The sequence below is a fragment of the Komagataeibacter xylinus genome (assembly GCF_031081985.1).
GTDB lineage: Bacteria > Pseudomonadota > Alphaproteobacteria > Acetobacterales > Acetobacteraceae > Komagataeibacter > Komagataeibacter xylinus_E.
On the sequence record NZ_JARWSK010000003.1, the window covers coordinates 432,684 to 446,005 of the forward strand.

Here is a 13,322-nt window from a genome sequence, read left to right on the forward strand (position 1 = left end):
AATAATATTGAGGCCATAGCTATGGCAGTATTGAAATATGTCAACATGCGCCAATTCCGCATTTACGAATAACGCCCTTAATTTTTAATACTTACAATATATTTTAAAAATACAGAATTATACATGAAATTTAAATTATTTTATTTAATATTAAGATGAAAATTATATAAAAACCTATCAATGCTATCAAGGTTTAAAATGAAGATAGATTTCTATCAAAACATTAAAAAACGTGAAAAACCACCACTTTCTGCCAAAAAAGAATGCAGCAGAAAGTTTTATTATTTTTTATTGATGATTTATTTCAAACTTTATTTAAGCCTTACCCCGGCGCTGAAACGACACCTGCATGAACTGAAAAAAGCCTCTTTCCCCTCCATTCTGCCCGCCCCTTCATGCCAGGCGCGGAACATGAATGGGCTGCACGGCAGGACATCGTCATGCTGCATGTTGCAATCCAGCACCGCTCCAACCGGCACAGATGGCGAGATCATCCTTTTGTTCAGGAAGGCCCCATTGCCTGACGCGTTTTGAAAACAGCTTCACCGAAAACTTTCTTGTGTTTTTGCTGCCACCCTTACGGGCAACAGGCTGATTTCTGTGTCTTTTGGTCGCCTGCCCCTTCCCTTTAGATTCCTGACGCGCGTGCGTGAAGTATGGGAACAGCATAAAAGTTCCCTTCACAATATTTATTTATTCACAACTATAGCGTGTAAACTATAAACCGTACAGTTTACGGTGGGTAACTGTGTTATTTTTGCCAGATCACGTATCTATTACATATATTTATCTTTTTACGATTGTTGTCTTTCATAAGGTAAATGTATGGTTAACGTATGGCCAGATCGTGATCCGGCCTTCGTTCTGAACACGTAAACCCTTGTTCCCGTGCAAAGAGCACATCGGCATTTGTCGTGAATGCCCAATACAGATTCACGTCTCCACACTTTTACTGATCATTGTTCGCACTTCGAACCTACAGGCTGGTGGATTACTGATGAATACCGACATCGCCATTATAGGGGCTGGTCCCTATGGTCTTTCCCTTGCGGCGCATCTGCGCGAGAGGGGGGTGAATTTCCGTATTTTCGGGCGGCCCATGGCGTTCTGGCGCGACCATGTGCCCGCTGCCCTGCGGCTCAAGGCGGAAGGCTTCGCGCTTGACCTGTTCGACCCCGCGCGGCAGTCCACGCTGGCGCAGTTCTGCCGTGCGCGGGGCTACCCTTACGCGCCAACGGGCGTGCCCATTCCCGCCGAAGTCTTTCGGGAATATGGCGAGACATTCCAGAAAACCCACGTGCCCCAGCTCCGGCCCTTTCTGGTCACGCACCTTGCGCGCGCGGGCGAGGGCTTCGCGCTGCGGCTGGAAAATGGCGAGAGCGTCACGGCGCGCAACGTGGTGCTGGCGGTGGGCATCGAGCATTTTGCCTACCTGCCCCCCGTGGTGCGCGACCTGCCGCGCGCGCGGATCAGCCATACATTCGACGAGACGGCGTTCACCCGCTTTGCGGGCAAGCGCGTGGCTGTGATCGGGGCAGGGTCATCGGCGGTGGATACGGCGTGCTTTTTGCATGATGCAGGGGCGGAAACCTTCATCTGCACCCGGCGGCCCAAGATCTGGATCAATAACCCGCCGCAGAAGCTCAGCCCGCTCAGGCGGCTGGTCACGCGCATCAAGAAACCCCTCTCCGGCCTTGGCACGGGCTGGCGCTCGCGCATGGCGTGCGACCTGCCTGACGTGTTTCACATGCTGCCCGTGCGCCTGCGGCTGCGCATCACGCGCGGGCATCTCGGGCCTGCGGCGACCTGGGTGACCGGGCAGGTCGTGCGCGAGAAGGTGCCGATCTGGCTCAATGTGGAACTCACCGCCGCCGCCATGCACGAGGGCGCCATTCACCTGACCTTCCGCGATAAACAGACCGGGCTGACCCGCACAACGGAAGTGGACCACGTCTTTCTGGGCACCGGCGTGCAGGTTGCCGTTGACAGGCTGCCTTTTGTTGATCCGTCACTGGCGCGCGCCGTGCGCACGGAGGAAAGCATGCCCGCACTGTCGCACCACTTCGAATCCAGCGTGCCGGGGCTGTATTTCATCGGCCCGATGGCGGCTGGCAGCTTTGGCCCGCTGCTGCGCTTTGCGTGGGGCGCGCGCTTTGCCGCCCGCAGGCTGACGGCGCGGTTCAGGCGGCAACGCGCCTTTGCCCCCATCACGCAGCCAGCTTTCGCGCCGTAATACTTCCCCTGCCGGTCATGGCCACCATGACCTGAACTGGAAAGTCCCGACCCATGAAAAACGATTTTACAGTTCTGATCGTCTCCTCCGTCTGGTGGTCCGCCATTACGCGCGCGGCGCTGGAATTCATCGAAAGCGGGGTAAGCGTGCATGCCATCTGCCCGCAGGGGCATTCGCTGCATTGCCTCGATGGCATCAAAAGCTTCAGCCGCTACCCCTATTTTGCCGCCCCCGGCGTTCTGGCCGAGGCCGTGGCCCACATCAGGCCCGACCTGATCGTGCCAGCCGATGACCGGGTGGTGCTGGCCCTGCACCAGGCTTATGCCGAGGCCGATCCCGCCACCGAGGCAGGCCGCCTGTGCCGTGCCACCATTGTGCGTTCGCTCGGGCAGCCTGAATTCTTCAGCTATGCCGAAACCCGGCTCAAGCTGATCGAGGCATTCCGGGCCAGGGGCGTGCCCACTCCTGCCGCAGCCGCCCTCGACACGGCGCAGGACCTGCGGGCATGGTGCGCGCGCACGCCCGGCCCGTGGGTGCTCAAGCGCGACCGGAGCTGGGGCGGGTCGGGCGTGGTCATTGCCGATACCCCGCCCGAGGCGATGGCCGCCTTCCGCCGCCTGTCGCAGCCCGCGCGCATGGCCTGCGCGCTGCGCGTGCTGCTGGCCGATCGCGACATCTATTCCTTCATGGAGGCATCAAGCCGCCGCCCCATGCCGGTCATGGCGCAGGCGCATGTGACCGGCATGCCCGCCAATATCATGGTGGCATGCTGGCGCGGCGAGGTGATTGCAACACTGGGGGCCAACGTGGTGGCCTATCAGGGGCGCACGGGGGCGGCCACGGTCATCGAGATCACCGAGGCGGCGGATATGGAGCACGCGGCACGGGTGGCATGCGGCAGCCTGCAGCTATCGGGTTTTTTTGGGCTGGATTTTGTGCGTTGCGCCAAAACCGGCACCTATCACTTCATAGAAATGAACCCGCGCCTGACCCAGATCGGCCATCTGTGCCATAATGGCACAACGCTGATCCGCAGCCTGCTGCGCCATGTGCGCGGCACGCAGGCGGCCAGCACCTCACCCGACATGCTCGACCTTGGCGCACGCGCACTCGTGGCCCTGTTCCCGCAGGTCTTGCGCGCGGAAGCCGACAGCGTGCGCAATGCCTCCGCATGGATCGACATTCCATGGCGGCACCCGGCTTTGGTGGAAGAACTGCTGCGCCGCCCCTGGCCGCGCCGTGGCTCAGTGGCCCGGCTGGAGGAGCGCCTGCGGCCCAACATGCCCTACGGCAAATCGGTGGACCGCAGCGAGGCCATGGGCAAGCTCTCCACCCTGCTGCAGGCGGGCATGATGACCGACATGCCGCTGGCACTCCCGTAACCCCGCCCCGTTGATATTTGAACGCAGGCCACATGAATGCAAACGGGCCGCATGGCAATGCCATGCGGCCCGTTGCGTCATCATGAGGGCGTAATGCCCCTTCAATGCGGCTTGCCGTGGTCACCTGAAGGCGGTGTAAAACACCCACCCACGGTACATCTGAAAATTACGAACGCGTCTGTTGTATCGCTGTTTTCAAAACTTCAGGAAACGCCGCCCGCATGAAGCATGGCGGCGCCCCGAAGGCTGTTAGAATGCGGCCTGGATACGACCGGCAACGGAATTGCCGTCACGGCCATACAGGTTATACAGGGCGCTGTTGCGGCTGACGATGATGTGGTTGAAGTCAAGCATGAAGCGGAAATGCCGGTTGGGATACCAGTTCACGCCTGCCGACCAGACCGTCTGCTGTCCGCCACGGATACCGCTGGGGGTGCCCAGAGCGCTGTCCAGATCCGCCACGCTGTAACGGGCGGACAGTTCCAGCGCACCCCAGTAGCCGTGAGCCGGGTCAAACGCGTGGTCCACGCCCGGAGCGGCGAATGCACCTTCCTTGATGTTGTAGCTACGGGCCTTGCCAAACAGGGTGTAGTTGGCCGCGCCATAGTAACCCTGGAAGTTGACGGTGCCACGGTTGGCAGCGCTCGTGCCGTAGTTATCACCACGGGTCACGCCGATATGGTAGTATTCACCTTTCAGCACCAGGCGCTTCCAGCGGAAGCCGAGTTCGGGACCAGCCGACCAGATGCTGCCCACGTTGCCCACCGTCGTGCTGAGGAATTTGGTGGTGGTCAGGTTGACTTCAGGCCCTTCGGAGAAGCTGTAGCTGCGCGAACCGCCATTCTCCGCAACCTTGAATGCGGTAATGCCAGACAGGCCAACATGCACGTCGATATCCTTCGACATGTAAGGACGGCCCGCCACGCGGAAGGTCGCACCGCTCTGGCTGTCGGCAATACCGGTGTAGCTGTTGACGCCGGTTACCTTTTCAGGTGAGCCGCCACGGCTGCCATAGCTCTGGCCGGTCACGTAACCCGCAATCCACCAGCGCTTGGCATAATGCAGCGCACCGAAGCTCATGCGCGCATCGCCTGCGGCAATGTTACGCACGATATCGGTAATGGCGGGGCGTTCCATCATCTCGAATTCGTTCGAGCTTTCGGAGTCTTCTTCCGTCACGCGCGGCTGGAAGTAACCGGCGGTAATGACGGTGTTGTGGAAGCCGGCATAGTTCAGGTTGGCTTCATACAGCGTTGTCGAACCATCGCCCGTGCCGTTACCGAAATCAGGCGTGATGTTGGCGATCCAGTTCTTGTAGCGGAACGAGATGGGAATACGCAGGCGGCGGGCGTTTTCGGCCAGGCTGGAGAAATCGCCACGCGCCTCGCCCCGGCGCGGGGACATGCCCATGAAGCCACCGATATCTTCATGGAAAGCAAGGCCGATGGACATGGCATACATGCCATCATCAGATGAAATGGTCGGGCGCCCACCGGGGAAGCCCACCATCATGCCACCAAGATGCAGCGCCTCCTCCTTTTCCGTCGCGGCACGGAAGGAAGACCAGGAGGAAGACACGCCACGGTCGGATGGCGGGGTGCCGAGATCGGCCTTCTGCATCACGCTGCCAAAATTGCTGCCCGTGCCGGTGTCGCCACCAATATGGATGTCACGCGCGTAGCTTTCGGGCAGGGGCTGGCCATTGGCGGCGGCTACACGGCGGGCCTGCGCTGCATTGGCGGCGGTGGTGTTGGGGGCGTGCGTTTCGGCACGGGCAAGGCGCTGGCGCAGGACGCTGATCTGGCCTGACATTTCACGCCGCATTTCCTGCATCTCGCGCTGCAGGGCCTGAATCTGGGCAGCATCGGATGCCGATGCCGCATGAGCTGACTGAAGGGAGCACGCCCCCCACAGGGCGGAGGAACCAAGCAACAGTGAAGCAGCTGAGCGGCGAATCATATTAACCATTCCGTAATGAAGAATGGGTCCATTTAAGGGCGTGACACAGTTTTGTGTGTTATGTTTCCAATACAGTTTCATGAAGGTTTTATGACAATTGACCATACAGAAAAACCGCCCGGATACCGGGCGGTTCTGTTATGTCGTTACTATATCGGGAGCGTTATTTAGCGCTGTCCCACTGGCGCAGGATCTCGGTCCTGACCGTGGCGGGAACCGTAACGTAGTCGAGCTTGTAGGCCGCGGCATCCCCGCTCTTGAGCGCGTAGCCAAAGAACTTGCGCACGGCGGCACCATGCTCGGCCTTGGCGGTGGGCACCGGCACGAGCACATAGGTGGGCGAGACGATCGGCCACGCGCCAGCGCCCGCCGTGTCGAGCAGGTCAACGGCGAAGTGGGAGGCATCCTTCCAGTCCGCGGCCTCGGCAGCGCTCTTGAAGCTGTCCATATCAGGGGCGACATAGGCGCCGCTATGGTTCTTCAGCTTCACGGTCACCATGTGCGCGTTGGCGGCGAAGGCATATTCGACATAGCCGATCGCGCCCTCGGTATTGCGCACGGAGGCGGCAACCCCATCATTGCCACGCGCGCCAATGCCGCCGGGCCAGGCGATGGAAGCGCCACTACCCTGCCCTTCGCGCCACTCGGGCGAGACACGGGCGAGATAACCGGTGAACACCGCCGTCGTGCCCGAGCCATCGGCGCGGTGCACGGTGGCGACTGCCGTGTCAGGCAGCTTCACGCCGGGGTTGAGGGCGACGATGCGCTTGTCGTTCCACTGCTCGATCTCGCCACGATAGATGGCGGCAAGCGTGGGGCCATCAAGCTGGATCTGGTTGGCGGCAATGCCCGGCAGGTTGATGACCGGCACGATGCCGCCCATGACCGTGGGGAACTGGAACAGATGGGCGTTTTCCAGCTTCTGCGCATCCATCGGCACGTCGGAGGCGCCAAAATCAACCGTGCCCGCCAGGATCTGGTTCTGCCCGGCGGAGGAGCCGACCGTCTGGTAATTCAGGTTGACGCCAGCAGCACTGCGCGCATCCGCCCCCCAGGCGCCATAGATGGGCGCGGCGAAGCTGGAACCGGCCCCTGTAATGTCAGCGGCATGGGCCATGACGGGCAGGGCGCTTGCCAGCAGGGCACAGGTAAGCATTCGAGCAGGAAAGGACATAATACTCATGTTCTCCGACATGAAGAATACAGACGCGTCTGGCCTTGCAGCCGACAGGCCGGAGAATAAAAAATTAACATCCGTAATGAAAATGATATGTCCATGACAGTTTTATGAAGGAAATATGAACCCCCAATACCTGCCATAACTCCCGTCAGGCGCGGCTGTACGCATCCTCAAGCCGCACGATATCATCCTCGCCCAGATACGGGCCGGACTGCACCTCGATCAGGGTGAGCGGAATGCGACCGGGGTTCCTGAGCCGGTGCGTGGCGCCCAGCGGCAGGTACACGCTCTCGTTCTCGCGCACCAGAATCTCCTCGTCGTTGCGCGTGACCTCCGCCGTGCCTTCCACCACCACCCAGTGCTCGGCGCGGTGATAATGTTTCTGCAGCGACAGCATCTGCCCCGGCTCCACCACAATCCGCTTGACCTGGAAGCGGGTGCCCATGATCAGCGTTTCATAAAAGCCCCAGGGGCGGTAGCGGCGGCGATGGGCGCTGGCCTCGGGGCGGTTGGCCTTCTTGAGCCGGGTCACGATGGTTTTCACATCCTGCGCATGCTGGCGGTGGGTGACCAGCACCGCATCCTCATTGACCACCACAAGCAGGTCTTCCACCCCGCTCACCGCGGTCAGCACGCCATCGGTGCGCACGTAGCTGTTGGTGGTGTTATTGAGCACCACATCGCCACTGACCACGTTGCCCGCGTCATCCTGCGGGCCGAGTTCCCACAGCGCATCCCAGCTACCCACGTCCGACCAGCCGAAATCACCGGGGATGACGGTCATGAGGTCGGTGCGCTCGGCCACGGCGTAATCGATCGAGATGTCAGGCGAGGCCGCGAAGGCGGTGGGGTCCAGCCGCTCAAAATCGATGTCGGAGCGCCGCTCGCGCACGGCCTCGCGCACGGCGTCGAGAATGGCAGGCTCGAATTTTTCCATCTCCTGCAACAGGGTCCGGGCCGTGAACACGAACATGCCCGAATTCCACAAAAAGCGCCCTGAGCCGAACATGCGCTCCGCATTGGCCGCATCAGGCTTTTCAACAAACCGCTCGACCGCGAAGGCCCCTTCATACCCCGCGAGCGGCGCGCCCTTTTCAATATAGCCATAGCCGGTCTCGGCGCGCGTAGGAGTCATGCCGAAGGTCACGATCCGCCCGGCGCGCGCCACCCGTGCCGCCAGCGCGAGTGCCGGGGCAACGTTCTGCGGCTTCTGCATCGCGGCATCGGCGGCCATGATCCACAGCACCGCATCGGGGTCGGTCTCGGCCGCGAGGACGGCTGCGGCGGCAATGGCGGGGGCGGAATTGCGCCCCACCGGCTCAAGCAGGATGCGCGGCGCGGTTATGCCCACCTCGCGCAACTGTTCGGCCATGATGAAGCGGTGCTCGTTGTTGCACACCACGATGGGCGTGCTGAAACCCGGCCCGTGGCTGCGCAGCGCGGTTTCCTGCACCATGGTGCGCTGCGAGACCAGCGGCCAGAACTGCTTGGGGTAGGCACTGCGCGAGACAGGCCACAACCGGCTGCCACTCCCGCCTGACAGGATGACCGGAACCACGGACGAGGCAGGACGCGGGAGGGAGGCGGTCATGGAGTCTCCTGAAACGAAACGGGACGCAAGATATTTGTAAAGCGTTTAAAAATGAAAGTAGTTCTCGAATGCGCCTTTTTTCGGGAAACGTCGAAGATCACGGCCTTTTTGCACAAGGCCGCCCCCCGGGATTTTGGTCAGCGCCCTGCTTCAAAGCTGGCGCCTAGTGAATTTTCTGGGCATCGGCGCGCAGCACGTCAAGCGAGGTGCGCAACTGCATCTCCTTCTCGAAAGCGCTCATCTGCTCGCGCCGGTCGGCAAACAGGATGGCGTCGATACGCAGGACCAGCTTGCGCAGCCGCCAGAACTGCTCGGCATCGACAATCAGCGTACGGGACATGTCTTCCAGCGCGCCGACCTGGATGTATTTGCTGTTGTGGAGTGGGTCATCATGCAGCTCCTCCACGAAAATGGGCACGAAGCACAGCGCCACCGAACAGGGCGAGGGCGTGAAGGGACGGGTCTCGTGGCCGTCATACACCTTGGCGCGGCTGACATCGAACTTGGCATATTCCTTCAGCAGCCACGCCATCTGGGTGGGCGGGGCGATGCGGGCGAAATCCGCGCGGGTGAAGTCGAGGAAGACCTTGCGGTCCCTGATGATGATCTGGTCATCAAGGGCAAGCTGCCGGGCAAAGGCCGCTTCCTCCTGCGAATGCTTGATCAGGATATTATGCTGGGAAAAATTCGTTTCGCTGCGCGCGCTCCAGTTCAGGTAAAGCGCGAATGCCGCGCCCAGGCACAGCAGCACCGGCACGCTCATGCACGCCCACCAGTGCCGCCGCGCAAAGGCCCGCAGGCCCTTATCTTCATCCATCCGGGCCGGATACATGCACCCGATCTCCCTTTCTGCGCCCCAAGGCTGGGCCCGCTTTTTCGGGGTCATGATAGCAGACGGGCGGCAAAGCTGTCATGTCGCGGGCATGCACGGGGCCACCACCTGCCCTCCGCCCCTGCCCTTTCTGGCCGCCTGTTACTTCATATGCATCATGATTGATAATAACGGATAAATGCTGCCCGATTCCGATGCCGGACCACAGCAGCACGACCCGCCTGACCGGGCTTTTATGACTGCACGGTACAGGATACGGCCTGCAACCCGCACCCCAGCACCAAAAACCGCGCCTGCAATAATCAATTCTTAAGGGATGTGCCCTAGCAGGAAGGATGTGCCCCGGCACGCCCCATGATGCCCCCAGCCAAGGTAAGAGCCATTGTCCGCGGACCTGCTCCTGACACTGACACCGACGGAACAACAGGACCTCCAGCAGATCAGGGAGTCCGGCCAGTTCGACGCCGCTTTCTATCTCGCCACCTATCCGGATGTAGCCGGGTCGGAACTCGATCCCCTGCTGCATTACGTCAAATATGGCTACCGTGAAGGGCGGCAGCCCAACCGCAACTTCCGGCCCGATGCCTATCTGAGCCAGCACCCCGATGCCGGTGCCCGCAACCGCAATCCCTTCATCCACTTCCTGCATACCCATGCAGGCTGCCACATAGCCCATCAGGGCCTGCTCACGCGCTTCCACCTCGAGGATCTGAGCATTGGCGTGCGCACGCTCGAGCAACTGCCGTTTTTTGAACCCGGCGCCTATCACGACAGCAACCGCGACCTCGACCGCGACATGACGGACATGGCCGAGCATGCCCTGCTGTATGGCGTACCCGAAGGGCGGCGCATCTTCAGCCCGCTGCGCGTATCGGAAACGCTGGGCGCGCTGTGTGCGGCAAAGGGGCTGGATGATGCGGATTACCTCACCCCCGGCGGCCCGGTGCCCGAGAGCATCGGCGTCTATTCCAATTCAGCGGGGAATGTCTTCATTCATGAAATCGCAGCCGACCTGCACCGCAGCCTGAGCGAGGCCGGGCTGGACTGCCGCCTGCTTGATGAGACCGCCAGCATCGATGACCGGCCCGCGCTGTGCATTTTCGTCGCCCCGCATGAGTTCTTTCACCTTGGCCGGGGGCGGGACTGGGCCACGGGCGCCATCATCCGCGATGCCATCATGTTCAATACCGAACAGCCCCAGACCCTGTGGTTCGAGCGTGGCCTGCCCTTCATGCTCATGGCCGCGGGCGTGATCGATATCTGCCACCAGATGGCCGAGAGCTTCCGGCAGGCCGGGCTGCCCGCCATCCATTTCACGCCCACGATCAGCACCGCGCGGGATTACCTGCACAAGGACGACATGCAGCACCCCATGGTGCGCATCCTGCCGCCCGCGTGCCGCAAGCGCCCCGACCCCACGACGCCTTTTGCCGATCGCGGGCTGGATATCAGCTTTTTTGGCGGCCTTTCCGCCCACCGCGAAAAGTTCTTTGCCCGCAATGCCGGTTTCTTCGCGCAGTACCGCACCTATTTCTACTACCGCAAGTTCACCACACCCATCGATACCAGCCCGCGTGACCGGCCGCTCTCGCGCCTGGCCGCCCATGTGGCGGGGCACTCGCGCATTGCACTGAACATCCACCGCGATGATTACGGTTTTTTTGAATGGCACCGCATCGTCAAGGGCGCCATGGCCAATGGCGCGGTGGTGGTGTCCGAGCCGTGCCTGCCGCATCCGGTGTTCCGGGCGGGCGAGCACTTCCTTGAGGAAACCGGCCGCCATATCCCCAACCTGATCGAGTGGCTCACCCACACGCCCGAAGGACAGGCCAAAGCCGAGGCCATCCGCCAAAACGCCCTGAAACTGATCGGCACGCCATCGGGCAACCGGGCGTGCTGCACGCGCATCCGCGACTTTATCGCCCATGTATGGAGCACACCGGAAGAATGAGCATCGCTGCCCCCTGGATGGCGGCCGACCAGACCGCCTTCGCCTTCAGGCACCGCCGCAGGAAGCCTGCCGATCTGGTCAGCCTGTGCGTCACCAATTTCCATTATGGCCGCTACATCATCGAAGCCCTTGATTCCCTCGCGGCCCAGACCCACCCGGACCTTGAACTGGTGGTGGTGGATGACTGCTCGACCACGGATGATTCGGTCGCGCTGATCACCGCATGGATGGAGGCAAACCACGCGCGTTTCTGGCGCTGCACGCTGGTGGTGCATACGCGCAACCTTGGCCCGTCAGCCGCGCGCAACACCGCCTTTCGCCACGCGGGCGGGGCGTTCGTGTTTGTCATGGATGCGGATAACATGATCTACCCCCGCGCCATTGCCCGCCTGCACGAGGCGGCGGTGGATGGCGGGTTTGACGCCACGTACTGCCAGCTTGAATATTTTGGCAAGGAACAGCGCATTGGTTCGGCTGACATATGGGACCCCGCCCAGATCGTGCGCGAGAACTACGTGGACGTGATGGCCCTGCTGCGCCGTGAGGCGTGGGTGGCGGTGGATGGCTACAGCCATATTGACGAAGGCTGGGAAGACTACGATTTCTGGCTGAAATTCATCGACCGCGATTTCCAGGCCGCCTACGTGCCCGAGATCCTGTGCCGCTACCGCGTGCATGGCAATTCGCGCACCACCAACGAGGCCTGGGTCGCGCATGAAAGCCTGCGCGCCATCATGGCCTTTCGCCACCCCGGGCTGAGCGCGCGCTATCGCCCCACGCCTGCCGTGACAAAACCCTGAGAGAGGCCGCGTATTCCCGCCCACGCCGTCCTGTGCCTATATGGGACCATGACGCCGCCTGACCACCCGCAAACGCCTGCCGCCCGCCGGATTATCGTAACCGGGTGCGACCATGCCTATTTTGAACTGGTGGCCGAACTCATCGCCTCCATCCGCGACCATGCCGACACGGCCATCGCCGTGATCGACTGCGGCATGACGGCAGGGCAGCGCACGGCATTGCAGGCGCAGGGCGTGCGATTGCTGGCACCCCATATTCCCGATTACGCACCACGCCGCGCACTGGCAAGGCGGCCCAGCCTTGCCATCAACATCAGCAAGCTGTGGCTTGACCAGATGCTGCCCGATTTTGACCTGATCCTGTGGCTCGATGCCGATACATGGGTGCAGGACGGGCAGGCGCCTGAACGCCTGTTTGCCGCAGCCCAAAGCGGCACCCTTGCCATCGTGCCCGAAATCGGGGCCAAGCGGGCCGACCTGCTCGGCGTGCGCTGGCTGTGCCCCGGCTGGATGCAGATCCGCTCGTTTTTGTATAAGAACGCCACCCGCGCCCGGCTGCCGTTTGCCATCCGCAGGCGCATCGGGGCCAAGCCGCTGCTCAATGCGGGCGTGTTCTGCCTGCACCGCAATGCCTCCATCTGGCCCGTGCTGCGCCGGTGGCAGGCGCTGATCCTGCCCCGCCGCCACATGGCCTTTACGCAGGACCAGCTCTGCATTGCGCTCGCGGTGTATATCGACGGCCTGCCCGTGACCTTTCTCGATAACAGCCACAACTATATCGGCCCCTGGCTGCTTGATGAGGCCACGGGCACGCTGGCCAACCTGTTCTTTCCGCATGCGCCGGTGGGCATCGTGCACATGGCCTCGCAAAAGGCCATGCGCAGCGGGCTGGAGAACACCCTCACCATCCCGACCGTGCAGGGCGGCCAGGCTGCGGTCAATTTGCGCTATGGCGGCATGCGGGCACGCGCAGCCCACGGGGGCTGAGCGACTGCCTGAAAAGCCAGCCCGGAAAGCATCCGGCAATCATAAGAACGTTTTTGGTGAAGCTTTTTTTTCAGAAAACTTCGAGGAATGCCGCCTTTTTGCAAAAAGGCGGCACCCAGAAACTTTTATCGATGCTTTGTTATCAAACAGTCTCCGCGCCTTTGGCCTGCTTTTCGGCACGGGCGGCCTGACAGCGTTCGGCGGCCTTGCGCAACTGCTCGGCCAAGTTGAGAGCCAGTTCAGGCGGCAGCACGGTCACCACGCGCCTGTCACCCTTGGGCATGTGCTCGGGCGCTGTCGCCATGAACAGGTCCATCACCACGATGGAATCCTGCACGGCCTCCGCCCCGCAGCTTACGGTGGGGTAGACAACGGCCCGACCGGCGGCGTCGCGTTCCTCTTTCATG

At 61.4% G+C, this 13,322-nt stretch carries 11 protein-coding genes; 6 read left to right on the top strand and 5 right to left on the bottom strand.

Going from position 1 to position 13,322, the window contains the following annotated elements; translation table 11 throughout:
- Positions 1-198: 198 nt before the first annotated feature.
- From QEG70_RS08115 to QEG70_RS08125, 3 genes are all read left to right on the top strand, one after another.
- Positions 199-534: a hypothetical protein gene (locus QEG70_RS08115; protein ID WP_308720188.1), complete on the top strand. Its 336-nt coding sequence runs from the start codon at positions 199-201 to the stop codon at positions 532-534.
- 463 nt (positions 535-997) lie between these two features.
- Complete coding sequence (locus tag QEG70_RS08120; protein WP_308720189.1) at positions 998-2,233, top strand: NAD(P)-binding domain-containing protein; 1,236 nt, start codon at positions 998-1,000, stop codon at positions 2,231-2,233.
- 53 nt (positions 2,234-2,286) lie between these two features.
- Positions 2,287-3,615, top strand: coding sequence for an ATP-grasp domain-containing protein (locus tag QEG70_RS08125; RefSeq protein WP_308720190.1), 1,329 nt, complete (start codon positions 2,287-2,289; stop codon positions 3,613-3,615).
- A 249-nt stretch (positions 3,616-3,864) separates the two neighbouring features.
- On the opposite strand, the gene QEG70_RS08130 is transcribed toward QEG70_RS08125, so the two are convergent.
- The 4 genes from QEG70_RS08130 to QEG70_RS08145 all read right to left on the bottom strand — a co-directional run bounded on the left by QEG70_RS08130 (position 3,865) and on the right by QEG70_RS08145 (position 9,162).
- Positions 3,865-5,583: an OprO/OprP family phosphate-selective porin gene (locus QEG70_RS08130; protein WP_374762571.1), complete on the bottom strand. Its 1,719-nt coding sequence runs from the start codon at positions 5,581-5,583 to the stop codon at positions 3,865-3,867.
- A 154-nt stretch (positions 5,584-5,737) separates the two neighbouring features.
- Positions 5,738-6,730, bottom strand: a complete 993-nt coding sequence (pstS, locus tag QEG70_RS08135; RefSeq protein ID WP_308720242.1) for a phosphate ABC transporter substrate-binding protein PstS — start codon at positions 6,728-6,730, stop codon at positions 5,738-5,740.
- 172 nt (positions 6,731-6,902) lie between these two features.
- Complete coding sequence (locus QEG70_RS08140; RefSeq protein WP_308720192.1) at positions 6,903-8,345, bottom strand: mannose-1-phosphate guanylyltransferase/mannose-6-phosphate isomerase; 1,443 nt, start codon at positions 8,343-8,345, stop codon at positions 6,903-6,905.
- A 163-nt stretch (positions 8,346-8,508) separates the two neighbouring features.
- The gene (locus QEG70_RS08145) at positions 8,509-9,162 is read right to left on the bottom strand and encodes a hypothetical protein (RefSeq protein ID WP_308720193.1); all 654 of its coding nucleotides are present in this window, start codon (positions 9,160-9,162) and stop codon (positions 8,509-8,511) included.
- A gap of 397 nt (positions 9,163-9,559) precedes the next feature.
- Here QEG70_RS08145 and QEG70_RS08150 point away from each other — a divergent pair, with 397 nt between their 5' ends.
- From QEG70_RS08150 to QEG70_RS08160, 3 genes are read left to right on the top strand one after another with little or no spacing between them, the layout of a single operon-like run.
- On the top strand, positions 9,560-11,128 hold the full coding sequence (locus QEG70_RS08150) for a CgeB family protein (RefSeq protein WP_308720194.1): 1,569 nt from the start codon (positions 9,560-9,562) through the stop codon (positions 11,126-11,128).
- Positions 11,125-11,928, top strand: a complete 804-nt coding sequence (locus QEG70_RS08155; protein ID WP_308720195.1) for a glycosyltransferase family 2 protein — start codon at positions 11,125-11,127, stop codon at positions 11,926-11,928. Before QEG70_RS08150 ends, QEG70_RS08155 begins: the two co-directional genes overlap by 4 nt.
- A gap of 48 nt (positions 11,929-11,976) precedes the next feature.
- Positions 11,977-12,915: a glycosyltransferase family protein gene (locus QEG70_RS08160; RefSeq protein WP_308720196.1), complete on the top strand. Its 939-nt coding sequence runs from the start codon at positions 11,977-11,979 to the stop codon at positions 12,913-12,915.
- A 142-nt stretch (positions 12,916-13,057) separates the two neighbouring features.
- Here the strand turns inward: QEG70_RS08160 and QEG70_RS08165 are convergent, their stop codons facing one another.
- Entirely contained in the window at positions 13,058-13,321 is a 264-nt protein-coding gene (locus tag QEG70_RS08165; protein ID WP_308720197.1) for a hypothetical protein, read from the bottom strand.
- Position 13,322 lies beyond the last annotated feature (1 nt).